Annotated in this window: 26 protein-coding genes and 5 pseudogenes; 29 read left to right on the top strand and 2 right to left on the bottom strand. The window is 46.7% G+C overall.

Annotated elements, in window-relative coordinates; all coding sequences use genetic code 11:
- Window positions 1–539: 539 nt before the first annotated feature.
- From JCM12539_RS07230 to JCM12539_RS07245, 5 genes and pseudogenes are all read left to right on the top strand, one after another.
- Entirely contained in the window at window positions 540–1,058 is a 519-nt protein-coding gene (locus JCM12539_RS07230) for a hypothetical protein (protein ID WP_054650352.1), read from the top strand.
- 126 nt (window positions 1,059–1,184) lie between these two features.
- Complete coding sequence (locus JCM12539_RS07235) at window positions 1,185–1,415, top strand: AbrB/MazE/SpoVT family DNA-binding domain-containing protein (protein ID WP_054650354.1); 231 nt, start codon at window positions 1,185–1,187, stop codon at window positions 1,413–1,415.
- A 95-nt stretch (window positions 1,416–1,510) separates the two neighbouring features.
- A pseudogene (locus JCM12539_RS15160) lies at window positions 1,511–1,785 on the top strand (type II toxin-antitoxin system RelE/ParE family toxin).
- Window positions 1,786–1,942: 157 nt separating this feature from the next.
- Entirely contained in the window at window positions 1,943–3,238 is a 1,296-nt protein-coding gene (locus JCM12539_RS07240) for a GntP family permease (protein WP_054650356.1), read from the top strand.
- 12 nt (window positions 3,239–3,250) lie between these two features.
- A pseudogene (locus tag JCM12539_RS07245) lies at window positions 3,251–4,394 on the top strand (glycerate kinase family protein).
- 227 nt (window positions 4,395–4,621) lie between these two features.
- On the opposite strand, the gene JCM12539_RS07250 reads toward JCM12539_RS07245, so the two are convergent.
- Together JCM12539_RS07250 and JCM12539_RS07255 are read right to left on the bottom strand one after the other, a co-directional pair.
- Window positions 4,622–4,900, bottom strand: coding sequence for a type II toxin-antitoxin system HicB family antitoxin (locus JCM12539_RS07250; protein ID WP_225350288.1), 279 nt, complete (start codon window positions 4,898–4,900; stop codon window positions 4,622–4,624).
- Between the two features lie 56 nt (window positions 4,901–4,956).
- A complete protein-coding gene (locus JCM12539_RS07255; RefSeq protein WP_369396076.1) occupies window positions 4,957–5,157 on the bottom strand; it encodes a type II toxin-antitoxin system HicA family toxin in 201 nt (66 codons plus the stop codon).
- 258 nt (window positions 5,158–5,415) lie between these two features.
- On the opposite strand from JCM12539_RS07255, the gene JCM12539_RS07260 reads away from it, so the two are divergent.
- The 24 genes and pseudogenes from JCM12539_RS07260 (at window position 5,416) to JCM12539_RS07360 (ending at window position 24,278) form a co-directional block, all read left to right on the top strand.
- Entirely contained in the window at window positions 5,416–6,054 is a 639-nt protein-coding gene (locus JCM12539_RS07260; RefSeq protein WP_054650360.1) for a hypothetical protein, read from the top strand.
- A gap of 270 nt (window positions 6,055–6,324) precedes the next feature.
- On the top strand, window positions 6,325–6,876 hold the full coding sequence (locus JCM12539_RS07265; RefSeq protein WP_156302126.1) for a nucleotidyltransferase family protein: 552 nt from the start codon (window positions 6,325–6,327) through the stop codon (window positions 6,874–6,876).
- A gap of 1 nt (window position 6,877) precedes the next feature.
- On the top strand, window positions 6,878–7,579 hold the full coding sequence (locus JCM12539_RS07270) for a Panacea domain-containing protein (protein ID WP_054650365.1): 702 nt from the start codon (window positions 6,878–6,880) through the stop codon (window positions 7,577–7,579).
- A gap of 209 nt (window positions 7,580–7,788) precedes the next feature.
- Window positions 7,789–8,804 (top strand): annotated as a pseudogene (trpS, locus tag JCM12539_RS07275) (tryptophan--tRNA ligase).
- A gap of 446 nt (window positions 8,805–9,250) precedes the next feature.
- Window positions 9,251–10,222: a YveK family protein gene (locus JCM12539_RS07280; RefSeq protein WP_082405393.1), complete on the top strand. Its 972-nt coding sequence runs from the start codon at window positions 9,251–9,253 to the stop codon at window positions 10,220–10,222.
- A 15-nt stretch (window positions 10,223–10,237) separates the two neighbouring features.
- Complete coding sequence (locus tag JCM12539_RS07285; RefSeq protein ID WP_054650367.1) at window positions 10,238–10,990, top strand: CpsD/CapB family tyrosine-protein kinase; 753 nt, start codon at window positions 10,238–10,240, stop codon at window positions 10,988–10,990.
- 149 nt (window positions 10,991–11,139) lie between these two features.
- Complete coding sequence (locus tag JCM12539_RS14715; protein WP_263849765.1) at window positions 11,140–11,289, top strand: sugar transferase; 150 nt, start codon at window positions 11,140–11,142, stop codon at window positions 11,287–11,289.
- The gene (locus tag JCM12539_RS07290; protein WP_263849766.1) at window positions 11,282–11,806 is read left to right on the top strand and encodes a sugar transferase; all 525 of its coding nucleotides are present in this window, start codon (window positions 11,282–11,284) and stop codon (window positions 11,804–11,806) included. The genes JCM12539_RS14715 and JCM12539_RS07290 overlap by 8 nt, the downstream gene beginning before the upstream one ends.
- A 28-nt stretch (window positions 11,807–11,834) precedes the next feature.
- Window positions 11,835–12,749 carry a glycosyltransferase family 2 protein gene (locus JCM12539_RS07295; RefSeq protein ID WP_054650369.1) on the top strand — a complete coding sequence of 305 codons (915 nt, stop codon included), beginning with the start codon at window positions 11,835–11,837 and terminating at the stop codon, window positions 12,747–12,749.
- A gap of 173 nt (window positions 12,750–12,922) precedes the next feature.
- A complete protein-coding gene (locus JCM12539_RS15165) occupies window positions 12,923–13,603 on the top strand; it encodes a DUF6625 family protein (protein WP_369396079.1) in 681 nt (226 codons plus the stop codon).
- Complete coding sequence (locus tag JCM12539_RS15170) at window positions 13,597–13,875, top strand: DUF6625 family protein (protein ID WP_369396080.1); 279 nt, start codon at window positions 13,597–13,599, stop codon at window positions 13,873–13,875. Before JCM12539_RS15165 ends, JCM12539_RS15170 begins: the two co-directional genes overlap by 7 nt.
- 137 nt (window positions 13,876–14,012) lie before the next feature.
- Window positions 14,013–14,528 (top strand): EpsG family protein, encoded by a 516-nt coding sequence (locus JCM12539_RS07305; RefSeq protein WP_162204081.1) that lies wholly within the window; start codon window positions 14,013–14,015, stop codon window positions 14,526–14,528.
- Window positions 14,529–15,002: 474 nt separating this feature from the next.
- Window positions 15,003–15,206, top strand: a complete 204-nt coding sequence (locus JCM12539_RS15175; RefSeq protein WP_082405395.1) for a glycosyltransferase family 2 protein — start codon at window positions 15,003–15,005, stop codon at window positions 15,204–15,206.
- Complete coding sequence (locus JCM12539_RS15180) at window positions 15,175–15,522, top strand: glycosyltransferase family 2 protein (protein WP_439645129.1); 348 nt, start codon at window positions 15,175–15,177, stop codon at window positions 15,520–15,522. The genes JCM12539_RS15175 and JCM12539_RS15180 overlap by 32 nt, the downstream gene beginning before the upstream one ends.
- Window positions 15,523–15,988: 466 nt before the next feature.
- A complete protein-coding gene (locus JCM12539_RS07320; protein WP_054650379.1) occupies window positions 15,989–16,510 on the top strand; it encodes a hypothetical protein in 522 nt (173 codons plus the stop codon).
- Window positions 16,511–16,776: 266 nt separating this feature from the next.
- Window positions 16,777–17,355 carry an MATE family efflux transporter gene (locus tag JCM12539_RS07325; RefSeq protein WP_156302128.1) on the top strand — a complete coding sequence of 193 codons (579 nt, stop codon included), beginning with the start codon at window positions 16,777–16,779 and terminating at the stop codon, window positions 17,353–17,355.
- A gap of 323 nt (window positions 17,356–17,678) precedes the next feature.
- Complete coding sequence (locus JCM12539_RS07330; RefSeq protein WP_263849769.1) at window positions 17,679–18,590, top strand: glycosyltransferase; 912 nt, start codon at window positions 17,679–17,681, stop codon at window positions 18,588–18,590.
- Between the two features lie 41 nt (window positions 18,591–18,631).
- Window positions 18,632–19,522, top strand: coding sequence for a UTP--glucose-1-phosphate uridylyltransferase GalU (gene galU, locus JCM12539_RS07335; RefSeq protein WP_054650383.1), 891 nt, complete (start codon window positions 18,632–18,634; stop codon window positions 19,520–19,522).
- Window positions 19,523–19,612: 90 nt separating this feature from the next.
- Complete coding sequence (locus JCM12539_RS07340; RefSeq protein WP_054650385.1) at window positions 19,613–20,722, top strand: NUDIX hydrolase; 1,110 nt, start codon at window positions 19,613–19,615, stop codon at window positions 20,720–20,722.
- Between the two features lie 363 nt (window positions 20,723–21,085).
- Window positions 21,086–21,214: pseudogene (locus tag JCM12539_RS15185) on the top strand (DeoR family transcriptional regulator); the annotation flags it as partial.
- Window positions 21,215–21,220: 6 nt separating this feature from the next.
- A complete protein-coding gene (locus JCM12539_RS07345; RefSeq protein WP_054650387.1) occupies window positions 21,221–21,715 on the top strand; it encodes a DeoR/GlpR family DNA-binding transcription regulator in 495 nt (164 codons plus the stop codon).
- Window positions 21,716–21,948: 233 nt separating this feature from the next.
- Window positions 21,949–22,527 carry a class II fructose-bisphosphate aldolase gene (locus JCM12539_RS07350; protein ID WP_054650389.1) on the top strand — a complete coding sequence of 193 codons (579 nt, stop codon included), beginning with the start codon at window positions 21,949–21,951 and terminating at the stop codon, window positions 22,525–22,527.
- Window positions 22,433–22,816: a class II fructose-bisphosphate aldolase gene (locus tag JCM12539_RS14720; protein ID WP_162204084.1), complete on the top strand. Its 384-nt coding sequence runs from the start codon at window positions 22,433–22,435 to the stop codon at window positions 22,814–22,816. Before JCM12539_RS07350 ends, JCM12539_RS14720 begins: the two co-directional genes overlap by 95 nt.
- Window positions 22,817–22,837: 21 nt before the next feature.
- Window positions 22,838–24,278 (top strand): annotated as a pseudogene (locus JCM12539_RS07360) (PTS fructose transporter subunit IIC).
- The last annotated feature ends 20 nt before the right edge of the window (window positions 24,279–24,298 follow it).

The raw sequence follows: 24,298 nt of genomic DNA on the forward strand, positions 1-24,298 counted from the left end.
CCAAGACCGGGTGAGTTTCCGGTGCGATTCTGAACCTGCCCGGAAAACCACCGGTCAGTTTCAGAAGTCGTCGCGCAGTACGTCGCCTCCGGCTCCTACTGCGTTACACCCCGGCAGTGTTACCATTCCGACCCCACACGCCTCCGCTCACCGGGCCGCCCGACGCGGCCGCCCGCTACCGGGGCAATTAAATCCCTAGGCGCGGTATCTACACCTATAGGGATTTCCATGGGTTTTTCGGCATAGTGATGGCCGAAGTCACTGGATTGACCGTCGCTTGTACATACCACTTGTTAGGGCGTATTAAATGTTGACTTTCATGTATCTGCCACTTTAATGATGGATTGTGTATCTCGAACTAGCGGGTGCCGGCAAAGTGGTGGTGGGGCGGAGGCACGTAAGCCGCAACCCCACCGCCACTTTGCCGGCACAGCCCCAACAGCAAAGTGCGTGTGGTACAATGGATGCCATATGTAAGCGTCAGCAATTAATCTCTGGCGGGCACTAGCGCTCGCCGTATAAGCAAAGGAAGTTTAATTATGCAGCAACAACCAGGTCAACCAACACCGCCCGCTCAGGGTGATCCTAAAAAGAGCAAGAACTTCTGGGTCCGCCACTACAAGGCCATCTGTGCCATTCTGCTCGTTGTGGCCCTCTTTGGTGGCACCATCTATAAACTTACCCGGCCAAAGTTGGACGGGTTCATGCCGGACAACGTTTTTCGCCTCACCATGACGGGTAAGAGCGGCGCCCGTTCAACTTCCTACATGTACTTTGGCGATAAAAAGTCCGGCTACGGGGCCGTGGGTTCTACCAGCCAGAAGAAGCTCGAGAAGGTTGTTGCCCAGCCAAACTTCAAGTCCCAGCTGAAGAAGCAGGTTCAGGGTGGCAAGCGGAATACTTACTCCATCAAGAACAACTCCACCATTACCCTCTATGATGGTAACGCCGTGGCGTTCAAAATCACGGGCACCAAAATTGATGGGAATCAGCTCACCGGAACGTTGTCGTCTGGCGGTAGTTCGGTTGCTGTCACGTTAATGAAGATTGTGCAATAAATGTACCGAAAAAAGGCCGCCGGTGTGCGGCCTTTTTTTTGATGGAATTGCGAAATCTATATCAGGGAGAACGGGGGGATGCAACGTGGTATAATATGATTACTAAGTAATTACGGAGGGCGAAAAATGATTACAAAGGCACGTAAACAAGGAAACTCTTTAACCCTGACGATTCCTAAGGATTTTCACGTTGAGGAAGGGGCCAAAATGCGACCAGAACGCACCGATGATGGTATCCTGTACCGCTTTGTGGAGGAGGAAGATGACTTCTTTGACTTCTCCAGTGATATTTTGGCCGACCTAATCAACGAGGGCTTGGAGGGGGCGGATTTATTGTCTGAATTTAAAAAAACGTAAACATGCAATCAAGGGTGCATTCCACAAAATGGCACAAAGTGTGGACGACCCCGCGATGACGCGCGAGGAGTTGGAAAATTTAATTGGCTTATCAGGTGACCATTAGTCGACGGGTTAAACGGTATTTACGCAAATTAAAGGATCAACGATTACAAACGTTGATCGTCGACGCAATTTACAAAGAAATCGCTGAAGATCCTGAAGTTGGTGTACCAAAGGTTGGTGATCTGTCGGATACCGCGTGTACACATTGCATTATGTGCGGGTAGAATATCGCATTGCATACATCGTTAGGACTGATGAAATGGTCAGTATCGTGATGATTGGTACACACGAGAATTTTTATCAGCAATTGAAGCATTTGCAGTAGCGCTTGCTACCCTTTCCGCCCACTACCAACGAAAATTCGTTCCACTAGGCTACTTTTCTCCAGATATTTTCAGCAAACTACTGTTTTCACAAGCTAGTTACACTACAATTAGTGATTGTGTGATTCTACATAATCAAAAATTGGGAGTGCAATAATTATGTCGTTAGTTCTTACCTGGTGGGCGGCCCTGATTGGTTTAGCCGTAGCCATTATTTTAATTTTGAAGCACCTCAATCCCGTGTATGCCCTGTTGCTGGGCGCCGTTATCGGCTGCCTGCTGGGCGGGGCGAACCTGACCCAGACGATTGACATCCTGATTCAGGGTGGCCAAAGTGTGATGGGCACCGTCCTCCGCGTCCTGGCGGCCGGCATGTTGGCCGGCGTCATGATGGAGTCCGGGGCCGCCGATACTTTGGCGCGGGCCATCGTTACCAAGATGGGCGACCGGCTGGCCATCCTCGCACTGGCTTTGGCCACCATGGTGATCACCGCCGTGGGGGTCTTCATCCCGGTCGCCGTGCTAATCGTTGCGCCAATCGCCCTGGAAGTGGGCCAGCGGATGCACATCTCCAAGCTGGCGTTGCTCGTTGCGTTGTCCGGCGGGGGCAAAGCTGGTAACATCATCTCGCCCAACCCGAACACCATCGCGGCAGCGAAGGGATTCAACGTTGAGTTGAGTCAGGTCATGATTGCCGACTTCATTCCGGCAGTTGTGGCGCTTATCGTGACGGTGATCCTAGCAACTTTGCTTAAACGCCGGGGCTCCGCCGTCCTGGAACGCGACCTCGAAAGCCTCACCAGTAAGGCGCACCCCACGGCGTTGCCGTCGCTGGGCACCGCGCTCGTGACGCCGGTGTTGGCGATTGTATTGTTGCTGCTCAACCCCATTGGCTCAATCCTGCACATCGACGTCCTGACTAAGTTCAGCTTGGACGCGATGTACGTGCTGCCGATTGCCGCCATCGTGGGCGCGCTGGCGATGCGCCAGGGTTCAAAGTTGATGAGCTACGCGCAGGCGGGGATGAACCGCATGACCGACGTCGTGTTGATTCTGATTGGTGCTGGCGCGATTGGTGCGGTTATCACCACGTCCGACCTGCCGACGCAGCTGATTCACCTGATTAAGGCGTCCGGGGTGTCCGGCGTCTTCCTCGCCCCGATTGCGGGGATCCTGATGGCTGGCGCAACGGCTTCAACGTCGACCGGGGTTATTCTGGCGACCGGCTCCTTCAGTAAGGCCGTCCTTGGCTTTGGCATTAGCCCGCTGGCGGGTGCGGCCATGATGCACACCGGCGCGATTGTTTGCGACCACCTGCCGCACGGGAATTACTTCCACGTGACCGCCAACGCGATGCGCATGACGATTAGCGAACGGTCGAAGGGCATTCTGTACGAGTCGTTGGTCGGGGGTGCGGCGGTGATCACCGCGACTTTGATTTACGGCATATTCTAAGCGGAGGCAACCATGAAATTTGTAATCGCTCCAGATTCATTCAAAGGTGGCCTGACCGCCAAGGAGGCCGCCACCGCAATGGCGACCGGAATTCGGCGCGTCTTCCCCGACGCCGAGTACGCGCTGGTGCCCATGGCTGATGGCGGCGAGGGAACCGTGCAGTCGCTGGTTGACGCGACGGACGGGCAACTGCTGACCGCGACCGTCACCGGGCCATTAGGCGACCCAGTGACGGCGACGTACGGTCTGCTGGGTGACGGAAAAACCGCCGTTATCGAGATGGCGGCAGCGAGCGGCATACAGTTTGTGGACGACACGACGCATAACCCGCTGGTGACGACGACGTACGGCACCGGTGAGTTGATCCGCGCGGCTTTGGGTAAAGGTGTGTCGAAAATCATCCTCGGTATCGGCGGTAGCGCGACGAATGATGGGGGTGCGGGGATGGCCCAGGCCATTGGCATACACCTGCGTGATGCACGGGGACAGGAGTTGCCGTATGGTGGCGCAGCGCTAGCCAACCTGGCGACGGTTGACGTCAGTGAGCGTGATCCGCGGCTGGCGGATGTCGAGCTGCTCATTGCGTCGGACGTGACGAACCCACTGGTGGGGGACACCGGCGCCTCGGCGGTGTTTGGCCCGCAGAAGGGCGCCACGCCGGACATGGTGGCCACACTCGACGCGGGCTTTGGGCCACTACGCGACGTAATCCACGCCCAGATGGGACCGGATTTGGCCCAGGCACCGGGCGCGGGGGCGGCTGGTGGCCTGCGCCGGACTGATGGCGTTCACCCACGCAACGATGGCACACGGGATCGACATCGTGGTGGAGTACAGCGGCCTGAAGCAGCAGGCTGCCGACGCCGACTTTGTCTTCACGGGCGAGGGTGGCATCGATTTTCAGACGCAGTACGGCAAGACCCCGTACGGTGTGGCGCAGGCGACGAAGTCCGTGGCGCCGCACGCACCGGTGGTGGTGCTGGCAGGTAACGTGGGCAAAGGCGTGGACGTGCTGTACCGGCGCGACGCCATTGACGCCATCTTCTGCACGGTGGCGGGCGCCAAGCCGCTGCCGCAGGCGATTGCGGACGGCGCGCACGACGTCGCCCAAACCGCGGAAAACGTGGCGCGGATGATTGCGGCGCTGCGGGGATAAATTTGGGAATATTAAAACGCCGTTAACGTGGTGGCATCCGGTGGGGTGCACGGAACGTTAACGGCGTTTTTGCATTATAGGTCACACCAGTCGATTCCTAATTGAAGTGAAATTGTGATTGTTACGGTAAATTAGAGTTTAGTTTTGCAGTTACTGTTCCAGCTTGGCACTCAGCGCCGCGGTAGCCACTGCCGACACATTGATTCCCCGTTGCTTGGCGAGTTCGTTCAGGTATGCGGTAGAGTAATGTTGCGGCGAACCGTGTGCGTATATTTACGTCGGAATGCCGCCAGATCCGTAGCCACGTACACCAACCGATCATCAGCAGGAACCGTTAGTTGCTCAGGGGTTGATGCCGGCGGATAGGTCGCTTGGTCGGCCAGCAGGTTACCGATGGCATCCTGCGCCATGTGGATGGCGTCGAGTTCGTCATCGCCCTGCGTGAAGCCGCCGGGCAGGTCGGGAATTGTGACCAGGGTGAACTGGCCGTCTTTGTGTAGAATCACTGTAGATGACTGTTTCTTGCATGAGTTGAGTCCTCCTTAATGTCGTTGGAATCGGGCTAGCGGTTAATGCCGGCCTCTTTAAATATTGCGTTTTGGATCCCCTTACCAAGCTCTTTAGCGTGTATGGGGATAATCACCGTGACGTTGGTGATGGGGTTATACATTTTTAGGTGTGAAGACCCGTTTTGCGATTTTACGTAGAAACCATGCTGACGTAGAATACGCACCATTTGATGGGGCTTTAGCGGCATGAGCATCCTCCAGATGTTTGTGCCACCCACTAAATTATACACACTTTATGTGTATTGAAGCAATCATGATGGGTGGTTGTTGTAATTAGCTATCTTTGGCTAATAGTGACATCTAGAGACTGCGCATTAATTCGTTAGTTGACTGCATCACAACTTTGCTTTGCAGTCACTTATTAAGAATCGCTGCCGTCACTAGCCACTAGCCGCCTGGTGCGGTATATTAGATACCAGTGACAAAATTACGATAAAACGGTGGGGGTTCTCATGGCACAGGATAAGCAGGAAGGGTCGCAACAGGCGGCCCAGTCGACAAAGCGGCCGTGGAGCAAGGCGCGCAAGGTTTGGACGAGCGTCGTTGCGGTGGTCGTCGTCGTGGCGGCAATCGCGGGCTTCTTTGGTTGGCGGCAACACAACGCCAAGGCTAAGTTCGCGGATCACGTGTACTTGGTGACGCTGGCCGTGGACGGCAAATCGAGCAACGCGCAGAGCGAGGTCTTCGCCTTTGGTAAGTACGACAAAAAGCAGGTAGCCTTCATGGACCTGAATTACTTCTACTACATCAACAAGTCGTACCTCCGGAAGGTGCAGGCGGCGACGGCTAAGCAGTACGATGAGAGCTACAAGCTGAACGGTAACCAGATTACGATTACCGGGAAGAACTTCAAGTACGATTTCAAGCCGTACACCAGCACTAAGCAGGTGGAAACGTACGGCGCAAAGCGGAACCAGTACTCTGGGAAGTTCGTGTACACCATCAAGAAGAGCGGCAAGACTAAGACGTACAAAGGTACGTATAAGTTGCGCGACATGGGTACGACGGACGAGTGGTTCAAGACGATCGGCAAGTACCTGAATACCAAGTCGACCAGTCCCGCGACGAGTAGTAGTTCCAGTAGCAAGTAAATACGTTTGATTGAGTGGGCGTGACTGACGGTGAGTCGGGAGCGGCCACTTTTTTTTGACGGGTTAGACTGTACACACGTGTTATTTATTGTGGGAAGCGATTAATGCAGTTATTGCTTAAAACTGGCATATAGTTAACGCATTACTATAATTAATTGCGTTGATGATGCACCTTGTACGTGTTATTCTAACGGCATCAAAGTGTTTGGGGGTGCAGCGATGTTAACATGTAGGGAGAGATTTGAGGAGTTTAGCCCGTTTGTAGAAAGAGTGTTAGCTGCATATGCAGCGTTTACTGAGTTTGTGTACGGGCCGGGTGCAGTTTCTGAATTTAACGTTAAGCGCACCGAAGTTAAAAATTTACGGCATGGTACCGCAGAGTTACGTGATACATTAATGTATGTAAGAAGGCTTTCGGGATATAACTGGATTGAAGCTTTGGGTTTGCCAGTCAAAAACGATACTCTTCAGTTCAATTACCGCACAAAATACGAGCGCTCCTTGCAGCGTAAAATTGCGTGGTATGGTCGCCGGGATCAAGGATTTGCGGTCAAAAAGGGAATTAACGATCTACTGGGAGCACGCCTCATCGTGCACGGATTACGCGAGTGCGAGCAGGAATGGGCGGAGCACTTCAAGAATGACTTGGGTTCTTTGGTTAGCCGTGTATATATTCGCGATGACGATACGTATCACGCACTGCATGTGTACATTGAAGACAACAACCGGCACTTCCCATGGGAAATTCAACTTTGGGATTTTAACGATGCCGAGACCAACTATGCGGCCCACGACCGCCATGAGCAAAGAAAGGATGAGTGACATGACGAGCTATACACACTTAATTGCACTGAACGGTACTGGGCGTGAGCAGTTAGCGCTTCACCTTGTGGCTACTACTGATGCACAGGCCGCTGAGTATCGTGATGACGTTCTGTTACGACTTCAGAATGCAGGCGTGCCGGATGTGGTTAGCTGGCAATTTGTGCCGGCAGATGAAGATACACTGACGTCGGTAGTGCAACTCGATCCTTACTTTGAGCAATTTACCTTTATCGATGATATTGATGAGTTTGTGAACTTGGTTAGCGACGCGCGTAGCTTGACCGCACTGGACGTTGCGCATCATCTAGTGGCAGATCTTGACGTGGACGATGAGCAAGTACAACACGTTTTGTACTATATATATGCGACATTTTTAGTTGAATATAGCTTTGTACCGTTTAGCGCCAACTTTATCGCCAATGAGCATGGGCCGTTTGAAGCGTCGGTGGCGAAAATAAATCGGGCATACGACGAGTATCGGGACGGCTTTGACTTTGACACAAAATTACTTGGCAGCAAAATGGAACAGACGTTGCCGGCCGTGATTGAGCGTGTTCTGACGTGGACGCGAGAAAACAAAGTGGGGCAATTCTCCCGCAGCCGTGATACACCGTGGAGTGTGGCGTATGCGCATGGTGCAGGTACACCAATTACGGATGACAGCATTTTGAGGCTGCACCGGAATGAACAAATAGCGTAATAAACGTAGTAGCCAGAGGGGCGTGCTCCTCTTTTTTTTGTGTCAAAATAGCAAATTTGTGGTGGTCTAACGAAAAACTTTAAGGTACATATTTTTACTGCTATATGGGGCTACAGTAGCTACTTACTATGTGTTCCTTGACAACCATATTTGTAATAATTAATGCTATACTTACCATTGTTAGCAAAAACAGAGGAGTGTTTACCCAAATGTCAAAGAAAGTCATCCTTACCGGCGACCGTCCAACCGGCCGCTTGCACATTGGTCACTACGTTGGTTCGCTGCGTAACCGCGTCGAGCTGCAAAACTCCGGCGATTACGAAAACTTCATTATGATTGCCGACATGCAGGCTCTCACCGACAACGCGCGGGACCCCGAGAAGATTCGCCACTCGTTGCTGCAGGTGGCCCTGGACTACCTCGCCGTGGGGATTGATCCGGCCAAGTCCACCATTCTGGTGCAGTCGCAGATCCCGGCCCTGAACGAGCTGACGATGTACTACCTGGACCTGGTGACGGTGGCGCGGCTGAACCGCAACCCCACCGTTAAGGCTGAAATTCAGCAGAAGGCCTTTGGTGAATCCGTGCCGGCCGGCTTCCTGATTTATCCGGTGAGCCAGGCGGCGGACATTACGGCGTTCAAAGCAGACACGGTGCCCGTGGGGGATGACCAGGAACCGATGCTGGAACAAACGCGCGAAATCGTGCGGACGTTCAACCGCGTCTACAACACCGACACGCTGGTGGAACCAGAGGGGTACTTCCCACCGAAGGGTAAGGGCCGCCTGCCTGGCGTGGACGGTAATGCAAAGATGAGCAAGTCGCTCAACAACGGCATTTACCTCAGCGACGATGCGGATACCGTCAAAAGTAAGATTATGAGCATGTACACCGATCCGAACCACATTCACGTGGAGGATCCAGGTCAGGTTGAGGGTAACGTGGTGTTCACTTACCTGGACATCTTTGGTACCGACACGGCTAAGATTCAGGAGCTGAAGGATCAGTACCGTCATGGCGGACTTGGTGATGTGAAGATCAAGCGTTACTTGATTGACGTCATGGAGCCGTGCTGGAGCCGATCCGCACTCGGCGTCTGCAGTACGCGCAGAACATGGACGCCGTGGCGGCGATGCTACAGGCGGGCTCTGCCCGGGCCAATGAAGTGGCTAACCAAACGCTGGCGGAAGTTCGTCGTGCAATTGGGGTTAATTACTTTGACTGATGTTCTTTAAAACTGACAAAAGTGCACAAATTTCACAAGCACAACGGCGCCCAGTTTATGCTGGACGCCGTTTTTAGTGGGTTCCAATTGCAGGTACGCAAAATGGTGTGCGGGTACGCAGTAAATTGTAACGGTTATTTAATATTACGGATAAGCAACCATTAGTGGGTCCGACACGTGCCGCTATTTTGTAGGCGTATAGACCAGTAGCCACTAGCAATGGCGGTGTTAGCGGTTTCCTGAATTATACCCGTGTAACCATATAATTCACAGGGATATTAGGCTAGCGGCGGGCGTACTGTTATACGCTGCTAACTGTATGGTCATGGGCTGGAATGTATGATTTAATAATGGCAAGAAAAGTTAAAGTAAGGGTAAAAGTCTGTGCATTTTTGCAAAGACGCAACATTAATTAATAGTCGAAGTTTAGGTGGGAAGAAAACGATATGGATAATGCAATTGATCTAACGCGCCTGTGGGCCATCATTAAGCGCAGTATCGTGCCAATGATCGTGCTGGCAATTGTGGGCGGGCTAGTGGCATATATCGGTGCAAAGACGCTGATTACGCCGAAGTACACTGCATCAACAACGATGCTGGTTAACCGTCGCGACAGCAACTCGGACGCCAACACGCAGTACACTGCACAACAGGCGGATGTTCAGGTGATTACTACATATAAGGGAATCATCACCAGCCCAACCATTTTGGATACTGTGGCGAAGAACCTGACCGAGCCGCAAAAGGTGCAGACCCAAAAGGCCACCAAGGCGGTCTACGGTAAGAAGTATGATTCATACTCTGACACATACACGAGCTACGTGAAGACTAAGGCCAAGCCAGCGCAGTACAAGCTGGTGCCAGCTAAGTACCAGAATCTTACGGGAGCTGATTTGACCGGAATGGTGACGGTCACTAACGAGACCAATTCACAGCTTTTCACGGTCAACGTACAGAACACGAGCGCCACGCAGGCACGGGATATTGCCAACGGCATTGCTCAGGTGTTCAAGGATAAAATTAGCAAGATTATGAACGTCAAGAATGTCACGGTCATGTCTAAAGCTACGGCCAACTACACGCCTACATCACCCAACTTGAAGTTAATGGTTGTGATTGGGGTTGTTCTTGGCATTGTCATTGGGTTTGCCTGGGGCTTCATTCGCGAAGCGACGGACCGGACAGTTAAGAGCCTTGACTTCATCACAGGCGAACTGGGCCTGACTAACTTGGGCATCGTTAACTACGTGCACAAGATGAAGGACATCCAGGCGGCTAAAGAGGAAGGCACTCGAGTAATTAGTGAGGGACGTATGACGCCCCGCGGGTCATCAACTGTTGCAGCTACGAGTGACGACGGTGATTTGTCACGGGAATCACTGTCGCGTTCACGGCACTCAGGCAACCGGCGGATTTAGGGGAGGACATAGACGATGCGGATTCCATTTTTCCATAAGCGCTACAAAGAAGATATGACCTCCCAGACGCAGGGCGTGCGCTTGGTCACGTACGCGGACCCGAAGCACGTGGTGTCGGAACAATTCCGGACGGTCCGGACGAACATCGAGTTCGCAGGCGCGGCTTTGGACCAGCTACAGGTGGTAATGTTCACCTCGGCGGCGATCTCCGAAGGTAAGTCGACGGTCTCGAACAACGTCGCCGTTGCTTGGGCACAGTCCGGCAAGCGGGTGCTGTTGATTGACGCGGACTTGCGCCGGCCGACGGTGCACGCGACGTTCGACATGCTGAACACGGACGGGTTGACGAACGTGTTGGCGGGCAACATCAAGGTGGGGGATGCGGCGAAGGAAACCTTCGTGCCGAACCTCAGCGTGATGAACGCTGGCCCCGTGCCGCCAAACCCATCCGAGCTGCTGAACTCACAGCGGATGGCGGACCTGCTGGCTTGGGCACGCGAGCACTACGACATGGTGGTGCTGGACGTGCCGCCAGTACTGGCCGTTTCGGACGTGCAGGTGCTGGTACCGCAAACTGACGGTGTCGTCCTGGTAGTCCGGATGGAACACACGCTCAAGGGCGACCTCGAACGCACGGTTGAGGTGCTGAAGATGGCACATGCTAAGGTGTTGGGCGTGGTTGAACGCGTGCACTCGAAGCATGGGGACCGTGGGTATGGCTATGGTTACGGCTATGGGTATGGCTACGGGAGCGAGGGCGCTAAGTAGCGCTTTTGCCGTTGGTTTAAGAATGGCGTTGGCGGGATAGGTCGGCGTAAGGCACGGTTGATGCGGCTGGGGCCGTAGAAAAGCTGAAAAGGCAATTACAGTTTGGGTTGAGTTGGTTTTGGATTATGTATCTCGGAGGAGGGAGCTTTATGTATCAACACTTCATTAAGAGGCTGTTCGATATTATTGTTTCGGCAGTGGCGTTAGTCATTTTAGCAATTCCGTTTGCTGTGGTGGCAATTTTGATTAAGTTGGATTCTAAAGGCCCAGCTTTTTTTCCGTCAACAGAGAATGGGTAAGGATGGTAAGCCGTTCCGGATTTATAAGTTTAGGACAATGCGGGAGGACGCCCCACACAATACAGCGACTGCAGAGTTGGATAATGCCAAGGATAAAATTACCCACGTTGGTGGTGTTTGCCGCAAGACCAGCATCGATGAGCTACCACAGTTTATTAACGTGTTGAAGGGTGACATGAGTATCATTGGCCCACGACCCGTAGTATTGACTGAGACAGAACTAATTGAAATGCGACATGAAAACGGAGCGGATCGGGTTCTGCCGGGGCTGACTGGTATGGCTCAGGTTAACGGGCGAGATAGTCTTTCACCTACACAGAAGGCAACATACGATGCGTACTATGCTAATAAAATTTCTCTTGTATTGGACAGTATTATTGCCTTTAAGAGTTTTTGGTATGTCCTTCTGAGCGTCGGTATTCGTGAAGGTAGGCAGGTTAAAAATATTGAGGATCACGGTATGAGGGAAATTGTTAACATTTCTCGTTCAGACAAGGGGCTAAAGAAAGTTCAATGACAGGAGAATTTATCTGGGAGAAAATTACATGTTGAAGGGAGCCCCAAAATTAATAAGTGTTATCGTTCCGGTGTACAATGCAAGCAAATATCTTAATAGAACCTTGTCCAGTGTTTTAAATCAAAAGTATGAACGTCTACAGTTGATTCTGATTGATGATGGATCGACAGATGATTCTTATGACATTTGTCAAAAATATTTGCAAATTGATTCTCGTGTGCAATTGTTTCAGCAGGAAAATTCAGGGGTTTCTTCGGCGCGAAATCGAGGCCTCGAGCATGCGACTGGTGAATATATTATCTTTATGGATAGTGATGATTGGCTCTCAGAGGATTATTTGGCGGTTTTAGCACATTCTCAGATAGTAGGTCAGGCGGATTTGGTAATTGCGCCTTTTGTTCGAGAGAGTGGAAAGGGCTCGTTTATTAACACTTTTAATTTAGTTCCGGACAGAGTGCTTTCTGGTAGTAGTTTATCTACGCAAATACTATTAAAATTGTTTGGCCCCGTCGGAACTAATTTAAAGCATCCGGCCCGTTTGGATGATATTTCTTCAGTTTGGGGAAAGCTCTATAAAGGTGACATAGCAAGGCGACTATCGTTTAGAAACATTGACGAGGTTGGTTCTGAAGACTTACTGTACAACATTCAGTTCGTTCTAGAAAGTGACCGTGCTATTTATACCGAAAAGACGTTTTATCATTATTTCAAGCAGAACGAACAATCGTTAGTCCATTCGTTCAGGCCGCAAATGTTAGATTCTTGGATTACTCTTGAGTCTGTCATGGATGATCTTGTTGTTAAAAGGTCCTTGCCGCAAGAATTTAGAGAGGCTGCGTCGAATCGATTGGCCGTCAATGTTCTTAATTTATCAAGGAATATTTGTAGTTCTAACCTTAGCTTTAGAAATAAAATAATTTACCTTAAAAAAAGTTCTCAATGATGATGCGATAGTCTCGGCATTGCACCAATTACCAATGGAAAATCTTTCCTTTTTTTTGGTATTTGTTTTATACAATGGCCAAATTTAAAAATGTGTTGTTTGTATATTCTTTTGTTAGGCTTGGTGAACGGTTTAAAAACAAGGTGAAATAGTCATGAAAAAAAGCGTGTTTTATAGTTCCATATTTCGGGCAATTTAAAAATTACTTCCAATTGTTCTTAAACTCCTGTAAAAAAAATCCTGATTTTGACTGGCTATTTATAACTGATAGCGATTTCAACTATGATGTTCCTGACAATGTTAGGGTTGTTAAAAGCACGTTCAATCAGGTCAAGGAAAGAGTTCAGAGTAAGTTTACGTTTAAAGTAAACTTGTCCAGCCCATACAAACTCTGTGATTTGAAGCCTATGTACGGCTATATATTCGAGGATTATTTAGTTGATTATCCATTTTGGGGATACTGCGATGTGGATGTTATATGGGGACGTATTTCTGATTTTGTAGCTGATCAAGAATTCGATAAATTTGATAAAATTGGCGATTTAGGTCATTGCACATTTGTTCGGAATTCAAAATCAGTAAATAGGTTGTTTATGTCAAAGTTAAACGGAACTGAAAGGTATAAGCAAGTTCTTGAGGACGATCAAAATGAATCATTTGATGAAGAATATGATAAAAGCATCAACAATATCTTTGCAGAGGAAGGATTAAGTATTTTGCCGTTGAGACAGATGGCTAATATATACACGAAATCCTCATATTTTCGAATTACTTCTCTTGGAGACAATCATAAATACTCTGTTGGTCCAGTTATTAAAGGCTTTTTTTTGAGTGGGATGATGGTCGACTGTTAGAATGGTATTCAGATCACGATGGTCCTCAGTGCAAGGAGTATATGTATATTCATATGCAGTCTAGGGATATGAAGAATGATATTTCTGGTCACAATGAACGCTTTAAAATAATACCGAACTCGTTTGAAAACCTTGAATTTGACAAAGTTACCAGTAAAAATTTTGATAAAATAAAAAGTCGACATTTCAACCTTCATTATTTTAAATTGCGTTCGTATAATCTATTTGATAAAACCATGCGAGCCCTGAATAAACACTACAGAGATAGATAGAAGCTTGTTGCAACTTGAGGTTGCTATGAATATTGTTAGTTTAGGGATTACAATTACCGTCCTATTAATTTTATTAGGCATTATCTTTCCAAAAAGTAAATTTTTTTGCGATCTTGCAGCTGGCTTGGATTATTGTTTTGTCAAGTGGTAATTCCGGTGGCGCAGACTATATTGATAACTCTAACATTTTTTTTGACTGCCGACACTCACAGTATAAACGGCATTTCGGTAACAAATGGGGTCTTCAGTTTTTTTTGGCAACAACATGGAGGGATGCCGGACTGAACTATATAGCTTTTAATGGAATCTTGGCTTTAGCGGCTACCGTCCTGATGGGATGGGTCATTCTCAGATACGCGGAGCGTCCGGCGCTATCCACAGCCTTTTTGTTAATTTTCCCTATATTTGACAACGTTATACAGAAAAGATGGTATCCTGCAATGGCAATAATTATTTTTGCCGTTGCAATGTTATATAAGCAACCGCACAGTTTTAAACGAAATGCAGCTTTCGTATTATTATGTTTGCTGGCGGTGCAATTTCATTCAGGAGTTTTGGTATATCTATCAATACCGGTTTTCTTTTTAATAAAAAAAAAGAAACCGTCTAAAGATCGCAATTATCATGTTGGTAATTGGGACTGCAGGGCGTAGTTTGATACCTATTATGTTACAGCACATTTCAATTCAGGGAATGACGGATAAGTTGGAACTGTATTTTTCAGTGTTGGCGCAAACAAGTTCATGGACGCATTATGCATTTTGGGTAGTCTGGCAGGTCGCGCAGATGATGATCGTTTGGTTACTCTATAAGCGTAATTCTGAAAGTAAATTTTTGTCATACGTTTGGCAACTCAATATTTGGGCTTTAATATTTGTACCTTTATATACATTTAATCCGGTTTTCACACGTATTTACCGTACGGTGATAGTTTTCAATGCTATCGCTGTCGGAAATTCTATAAGAGCTCCCAAGAAAAACCAAGTTGTCGTAGCGTCACTAGTCTTAACTACGGCTCAGTTTACGATGTCGATTGTATCTTTCCTAGTGATGGACTATATAACTTCTTCTTCACTGGGGTTCAATGAACTTGTTGCCCCTATATTTACTAACAATATTTTTCTTAAATGAAAGAGAGAGAATTATTGAAAACGTCCCTAGTAACTGTTATAGTTCCTGTTTTTAACAAGGATAAGTATATAACGCGATGTTTACAGAGCATTCAAAACCAGTCATATACCAATTTGGAGATATTGGTTATTGATGACGGGTCAACGGACAAGTCTGTTGAAAAAAATAATGTCAATTTCCGAAAAAGACGAGCGATTTAGAGTATTTGTTCAGGAAAATCTAGGAGTTTCATCTGCGAGAAATCGAGGACTTCAAGAATCTAAGGGCGAATATGTTATATTTGTGGATGCGGACGATAGCGTGGATGAATCTTTTATATTTCAACTATTAAATGCAAAGCGGGCCGATTTGGTAGTGTCAACTTACGTTACTCAGAAAATGGGGAAGAGAACCATAAATGATTTTACCGAGAGTTTTGTTAGCGGGATGTCTCAGAGAGACGATGTTATTTTTTTTCTCAAGAATACTTTGCTTTTCTGTCGGTTCCCTGGGCTAAACTCTTTAATAATAAACTAATTCAAACTCATGACATTTGTTTTGCCGAAACCGACTATGGGGAGGATACACTGTTTGTTCTCGATTATCTTAAAATTGCTCGCTCATTAAATTTCATAAGAACAAATTCGTATATAAATAATATTGTTGAAGGCACAATTCGCGAAGTGTTGTGGAGAACATTTGGGATAAGTTAGATAATATATTAACAGTCGCCATTGAAATGGCACCAAACAATAATGGCGTAAGGGCATTCATGTTTATCAGAAATTCGAAACTTGCTCTAAATAACTACACTTTTGATTATCAAGAATTTAAAAAAAATGTTTTATATTATTTCCGATCGTGCTAGGGGCTTTCACGAGGAGGCCCAGCAGTCTCTTGGACGAAATGATCGAATACTTCTTGGATTGATTGAAGGGCGAAAACTAATAACCACATTTTTGATTTTTCGAGCACGTCAAACAATTGGGAGTTGGAGACGCTAATGTCAGACGGAATGAGTACAAGTACAAAGAAAATTTTGTGGACATACATTGGAACTGCAGTTTCTATGTCCAGTAATTTTCTAATACTACCCTTTATTTTTAAGTATTTAAACACCCAGGAGATAGGGTTTTGGTACATATTACTTAGTATAAATGGTTTGGTTTCTTTGTTTGATTTTGGATTTGACCCTAGTTTTGCACGGAACATTGCATATGTTTGGTCAGGTGCACAAACGCTTTTAAGAAAGGGAGCCAACGAAGTTAGTGGTGACAAGGGAACTAATTTCTTCCTGTTAGGGCGTATCATTGCATCGGCAAGATACATTTACATGCTTTTATCCGTGCTAGCAACCTTATTAATCGCTATATTAGGAACCGTTTATGTTTCCAGAGTAGTTTTTCCCACGTTGAGTGGAGAATGGTATTATGCCTCCTGGGTGGTTTTTTTGTTGCTCAATGTTTATCAATTTATATTATGGGTATATGTCAGCGTTATTGCGGGGTACCGGAAAAATTGTTGAAGTTAACAAATCTATGGTTCTTGCAAGAACAATTCAGCTTTCGGTAACTATCATACTACTTATTTTTCATGCTGGATTTATCGCTCCGGTACTAGGATTACTTTTTTTATGGAATTAGTTATCGTCAATTTTGTCGTGCATTTTTCTTCTCAGATAAAAGAATCAAGGCAAACATAATTGCGCTTAAACGTAAAATCGAGATTAATGAAATTAAGTCGGTTTTACTTACTATATGGCCAAACTCATGGAGAGATGGGTTGGTAAGCTTGTCAAATTATGTAGTTACTCAAGGAACATCATTGATTGCAGGGGCTTTTATGCCTCTTGGTCAGGTTGGCGTTTATTCGCTTGGCGTTCAATTTGCTAGTTCTTTGACAGTGGGAGCTAACGCTGTTTCGAATGCTGTTCATCCATACGTGCAGTCGGCCTTTGTTAAACGCGACTTTGAAGGAATGGGGATTTCCGTTGCCCGAACTACTAAGCTTTATACACTGACAACGATAATAGGTTCGTTTGTAGTGTATTTTGCTGTATTTCCCGTACTTCATTTTTTCAAGCACTCTAGTACGCCTTCCTTGGCGCTCTTTTCTATGTTGATGTTGTACTATTTTCTGTTCTATTTACAATCCTCCTTTGCTGCATATATCGCGGATATGAACGAAATTCCGTACATGAAATCGTTCGTCATTACTTCTGTTATCTTCCTGTTGATCTCACCAATTTCATTATCATTAAGCGGGGGAAATGCTGAGATTTTTGTTGTTGTTGCTGTTGTCTGTCAGCTTGTTTATAACAATTGGAAGTGGCCAATGTTTTTTTTATCAATAAAATTGGCATCAAATTGACCGATTTTTTTTAAACTAATGCTTAATTCGGGTATTAGATTAACGAAATAGTTCGAAACTTTTGAAATTTTGGAGAGTATATTCAATGAAGCGAGTTTTGATAATTGCGCACATGGGTCAAATGATAGCCCAATTTAATCATAGAAATATAGATATTTTACTGAACATGGACGTTGAAGTCCATATTGCGGCTAACTTTACAAGTCCTCTTAATACGATGAGTGAAGTAGCACTTCATGATTTTACTAATGTCATGAAAAAAAAAGGGTGTCCACGTTCATCAAATCGATTTCTCAAGAGGGGCAGGGTCGATTTCATCTAATATAAACGTCTGGCGTCAGCTAAACCGGCTCATGAACGACTATCAATTTGATCTGATTCACTGTCAGTCACCACTTGGCGGAGTGTTTGGGCGATTGGTCGGGCGCAAGCACGGCGTCCCGGTAATTTACACTGCTCACGGGTTCCACTTTTACAAAGGTGGACCAATTAAAAATTGGCTAATTTTTTACCCAATTGAAAGAATGCTTTCCAAGTTCACAGATTGCATAATAACTATCAATCACGATGACGATAGAATCGCATCTAGCTTTCACGCAAAGCATCATCTTTATCTCCCTGGGGTAGGAGTAGATGTTAGACGATTGAATAAGGTTCAACATAATACTAGTTTGCGATCAAAGTATGGAATACCTCAAAATGCATTTGTGATCGTTAGTTGTGGGGAATTATCAGAACGGAAAAATCAACAAGTAATCATACGAGCTTTAGCCAGCCTAAACAGTTCTGATATATATTACATTATCGTTGGTAAAGGAAGGCTTGAAAAGCATCTACGCTTGCTTGTTAAAGAAAATGGGTTAGAAAAACAAGTAATTTTTGCTGGTTATCATTCTGATCCCACTCCCTTTTATGCCATGGCAGATATCGCTGCTTTTCCTTCAAAGCGTGAGGGACTGGGGTTAGCCGGTATAGAAGAAATGGCTACTGGGCTTCCGCTTTTAACAACTAACATAGGTGGAATTAGTGACTATTCGATAGATGGACTGACAGGGCTTGTTTTTGATTCTGATGACTATATGGGATTCGCAAGTGCCATTGATTGTTTGAAAAATGACAGAGAAAAGTTACTGAGGATTTCTCAATTTAACAGGACACAAGTTAATAAATTTTCTCAGGAAACCGTTGATACCATTATGACTCATGAATATCATCGAGCTTTGAATTTGGTATAGAACCGCATTACATTATATTTCAAAGGAGTTGAATGATCATAATGCAAAGAGTTCGTAAAGCAATTATTCCCGCTGCGGGTTTGGGTACTCGTTTCCTGCCGGCGACTAAGGCGTTGGCCAAAGAAATGTTGCCCATCGTGGACAAGCCAACCATTCAGTTTATCGTTGAGGAGGCCAAGGCTTCCGGAATTGAGGACATTCTGATTGTTGAAGGCAAGCAGAAGCGTTCCATCGAGGACCACTTTGACTCCGCACCGGAACTGGAACAAAACTTAGCGGCTAAGCACAAGGATCGCCTGTTGGACATGGTTAAGTCCACGACTGACATCGGTGTGAACCTGTTCTTCGTGCGTCAGCCATACCCGAATGGTCTGGGCGATGCCGTACGTTTGGCTAAGTCCTTCGTTGCTGACGAGCCATTCGTGGTGATGCTTGGCGACGACTTGATGCGTGACAAGGTACCGCTGACCAAGCAATTGATTAACGAGTACGAGGACACCCACAGCTCCATTCTCGCCGTTAAGCGTGTCCCTCACGAAGAGGTTTCTGCGTACGGCGTTATTGACCCTAGCGACGAGGTTAAGCCTGGGCTGTTCAACGTGAGCCGTTTTGTTGAAAAGCCGGCCGTTGAGGATGCACCTAGCGATTTGGCCATCATTGGTCGTTACCTGCTGACACCAGAAATCTTTGGCATTCTGGACAACTTGAAGCCTGGTAAGGGCGGCGAAGTCCAGTTAACTGATGCCATTGACAAGCTGAACGAAACCCAGCGTGTGTTTGCCCACGAATTTACCGGCGACCGTTACGACGTAGGTAACAAGTTTGGCTTCGTCCAGACGACCATTGAGTACGGTCTGACACATCCTGAGGTGAAGGACAAGTTGCGTCCATACCTGGAAGAACTCATTAAACGTCTTAACGCTGATAGCTAACTCACTGTAGCTTTGTGTTAGCCCACAGGTTAAACAAGCACAGATGGCGCCGGGTTTACAGTGTAGATAATCTCAGTGAGGTGGTTTGCTATGAAAGAGAATATTGACACATTCATGAACTTCCTAGAGTCTGTGTACAACGAATGTCATACACATCTTCTTGAGCAGGGTACTAAGCGTGATCAAGTTATTGCGTTTTACATAGTCCTGCTCTCCTTTGTGATTACCTCGGGAGCTGTACTACGTAACACTATCCATGCACACAGCCTTCTAATTATTTATGTGGGGCTGTTTGTTATTGGTGTGATTTGTAATCTAGTATTGGCTGACTTGCGCAGTTGGCACCGCCAGTACTTGGATTCTATTCGTATCATCAACTGGGCCTTTGCACACCGCTCGGAATTCAGTGATACTTTGAAGTTAAAAGCAACCTTAGAATCGATGACGGAGTATAAGGGCAAACAAACAACTTTGTGGCCGTGGAGCACCACTGACAACATGGTGTTCACGGCTTTTGCTATACTCACGACTGTACCCGTTATCTTTGGGCTGGCAGGAATTAGCAGCCTTGCAGTCTGGCTGCGGGTGGCCATTTATATTGTCGTCTTGGGTGTGGACATGGTCTGCGTGTTCCGTTATCTTAACTTTAAAATTGAGCAGGGATTGGGATATAAGACGTGGATACTTAACTTTGATTACTATTCTCCGGAGACCGTGGACGTTTTTGCTAACCGCTATATGGATATTAAGGTGCACGATGATATTCCGACTGTGTACCAAAAGACAGGTGGCGTTGTTACCGTCCCGACACAAAATGGTCGTGTCGTGATGATTCGAATTCAACGTGCGGATGGTCATGAACATTGGGAGTTGCCACGTGGCTATATGGAAACCGACGACGCCGACCATGTGGCCGCAGCGCGACGTGAGTTGTGCGAGGAGCTGAATGTACGTGACGGTGATGTGGTAAGTGTTGAGGACCTCGGTTTAATTAGTAGCGACAGTGGGCTAATTGTTGGGGACATACACGTGGTTGCGGTTGAAGTTGGGTCGGACTGGAGTGCCGAGTTGCAGAGTGACGAAGGAATTGTGGCGGTTCAGTTGTTTGACTTGGCGGAGGTGGATCGGATGGTGCGTGATAGTGTGATTATCGATGCGTTGACGATTGGGGCGATTGGGAAAGTTAGGGCGCGGCGGTAGGAATCTATCGAAACACGGTTTGTTGTTTGTGGCGTAGTCTGTGACAAGCTGGATGTGTCTTCATATACTTAGATTTCTAAAGCCGTTCGGATAGACTTACTTACGAGGGACATTACACAAACTCCTATTCTCTGTTCTGCGGTCGGGACAGTGAGCGAGCAGAACGTGTAATATCCTTTTTGTTCGTTTACATATAAGAACGGTACGGAAAGGTAGCTGCTAGGAAATTGGCTATCAACTCCAAATAGCGTAGCCCCTTAAAGTTCTACTACTACAGATGCTATACTACATCTGTATCAATAAAGGGTTGGGAATATTGGAGGGTCAAATGGTGAAGGATGAACTCCGTGCTTAGTAATTGAAATACTTGAAAGTAAGTCACATGTAACTATCAACGAACTTGCCCAAAAGACATACACAAGTGAGTCGACTATTCGGCGAGCGTTGAAGGAAATGGAATCAGCTGGCGACCTGGTGAGGACCCGTGGTGGCGCATCATTGGTACGAGAAGATTCACTTGAGAAGGGTATGCATTATCGTTATGGCTCACACATCCTTGAGAAGCGGCGCATTGCCATAGCTGCAGAGAAACTAATAGAGGATGGTCAGAGAATCATGATTGATTCTAGTAGTACAGCCTTAATTTTTGCTGAGCAAATTCGACGTCATAAGTATATGGACATATTAACCAATGGACTACGGACAGCAGTCGAGTTGTCTGAAATCATGGACCATACTACAAACTTATATTGTGCCTGTGGTCATATTCATACCGAGGCGTCCGGCGTTTATGGCGGCTCGACAACAGCGTACATAGAACAACACCAAGCCGACTTGGCCTTTATATCTGGCCGTGGATTGGATTCCAGGATTGGTATATCTGACTCTCGTGACGAGGAAGCAGATATCAAGAAGGCCATGATGAAAGCTTCAGATTGCGTAGTGGTGCTGATTGACTCTTCTAAGTTTGAAAAAAACAAATTTTTTTGCTAGTCTGGGTTTCGATCAGATTGATGTGCTAGTGACCGACAAGAAGTTACCGCAAGACATAGCAGAAAAACTGGAACAATTCGATGTTCATCTGATTGTCGCGGATTCGTAGTGTTTTCAAAAAAAACTGAAAGGTTAGTCAACCATAAATGACAGAATGCCAACCTTTGAGCAAATCAATAAAAGCGCTTCCTTTCGTGCTATTATGCGCATATAGAAAGGGGTGCTTTTTTTTAATGACACTTGTAAATCTGAATGAAATATTGAAGTCGGCTCAGGCCGGGCACTACGCAGTTGGCGCATTTAATGTTACCAATCTGGAGATGGTTGACTCAATTGTGAACGCCGCTGAATCACAACACGCGCCAGTGGTTGTACAGTATGCAGAGGGAGACGATGAGCGTATAACAATTGAGAAGGTTGGCTACTATGCTACTGAAATCGCTCGTCAAGCATCGGTTCCAGTGGTGGTTCATCTCGACCATGGCCATAGTTTCTCAGCATGTATGCGAGCAATTCGCTGTGGGTACAGTTCAGTTATGTTTGATGGTTCTGAATTACCCTACGATGAAAACCTTGAAACTTCAAAGGAGGTTGTAAAGGTTGCGCACGAGGTCGGAGTATCCGTGGAGGTTGAATTAGGCAGAATGATTCGTAGCAACGGGAGACCGCTGACGAATCCTGATATTACGGAACTAATGACAAATCCAGATATTGCGGGTGAGTTTAGTAAAAAAAACCAATGCAGATGCGCTTGCAGTATCATTTGGAACTGTCCATGGTGTATACAAAACCGTGCCAAAATTAAACTTTGATCGTTTGAAAGCCCTCAGAGAAAATATCAAACAGCCCTTGGTTGTACATGGTGGCTCTGGACTAAAGACGGAAGAGTATCAACAAATGGCCCAGATGGGTATTACAAAGATAAACTTTTACTCTGACATGGCTAATCGTGTTGCGCGCCACATTGTTTCTGACTTAGTCCAAAAAGGTGAAGATATTTATATCCAGGATTGGACAGATTTGCAACTTAAGTATGTAACAGATGATTTAGCACAGAAGATTCGGGTGTTTGGCAGTGCGAATATGGCAAACATAAGTTGACAGGGAGAGGGATGATCTAGGATGACAAAGTACGATATTGTTGGGGCAACCGGTTGTACCACTGGCATCGCCCATACGTACATGGCTAAGAAAGCTTTGGAGGAGGCTGCGCAAAAGAAGGGCCTTACGTACAAGTTTGAGGCCCACGGCCGTATGGGTGTTGAGAATGAATTAACTCCAGAGGAAATCAAGGATGCTGGCGCCGTAGTTGTTGCGTCCGATAAGGATGTTGATAGTCAACGGTTTGCAGGTAAGCCGATGGTTGACGTTCCCGTTGCACATGCAATTAAGGATCCAGACGCACTGATTACACAAGCCTTGTCCGCAAAACCGTCTTCTCCTTCGCAACAGGTTGACTACGGATCAGGTGAGAATGTTTCTGACTACATTTCAGCTCCTAAGTCAGGTAAGGGACTAGGATTTACGTTGTATCGAGCTTTAATGAACGGTGTCTCCAATATGCTACCTTTTGTTGTTGGGGGTGGTGTGTTAATCGCGTTATCACTGCTATGGGGTATCAACTCAGCAGATCCTAAGAGTGACCAATATAATCAAATTGCGTTTTATATGCATAGCGTTGGGACGACTGCTTTCAGCATGATGGTGCCAATGCTGGCAGGTGGCATTGCTAAGAGCATTTCTAGCCCCGCCTTTGTTGGTGGATTGGTAGGAGGTCTAATTGCAACCGCTGGCGGAACTGGTTTCCTTGGCGGCATTGTAGCTGGATTTGCCGCTGGATATATTTTCTTGGGATTGACTAAGGCGCTAACCGTGTTACCCAATAATTTCAACGGAATTAAGGCAATTTTCTTACTTCCTGTGCTTGGTAACCTAATTACAGGATTCTTGATTTATTGGATCGCATCACCAATGAAGTTTGTCAATGAAGGCATGGTTAGTTTTCTCGAAGGTTTCCAGGACTCGAGCCCTATTGTTTTGGGAATTATTATGGGATGCATGTGTGCTTTTGACATGGGTGGTCCCGTCAACAAGGCTGCATCGTTGGTGGCCTTAGCTTTGTTAGCAAAAGGCAATTACTTCTTTATTGCAGGTTTTTCGGCAGCATGTATTGCGCCACCGTTAATTACTGGGATTGCTACCACGGTATTCCACAAGTATTATACTGTTGGTGAACGAAATGCAGGTTTGGTTAATTACCTGCTTGGCTCGACTCATATTACCGAGGGGGCTATTCCATTTGTTGTTGAAGATCCATTACGAAATATGCCAATTATGATGCTGGGGTCTTCGATTGCAGCTTCAATGACCTATCTTTTTAGGGTGCAAGTACCCGCACCTGCCGGGGCCTTCCTAGTACTTCCAATTGTGGTCCACCCGTTCTTGTGGTTGTTGGCAATTTTTTACGGGTGCGATTATTGGTGGATTGCTGTTGGGTTACGCTCGAAAAAGAAAGGTGTTAGCGGGTAAGAAAGAAATACCTGGACTATCGGTTGCAAAATAATGATTCCACAGGAGATGATA

Origin of the sequence: Lacticaseibacillus pantheris DSM 15945 = JCM 12539 = NBRC 106106, from assembly GCF_001311175.1 — a bacterium.
GTDB classification, from domain to species: Bacteria; Bacillota; Bacilli; order Lactobacillales; family Lactobacillaceae; genus Lacticaseibacillus; species Lacticaseibacillus pantheris.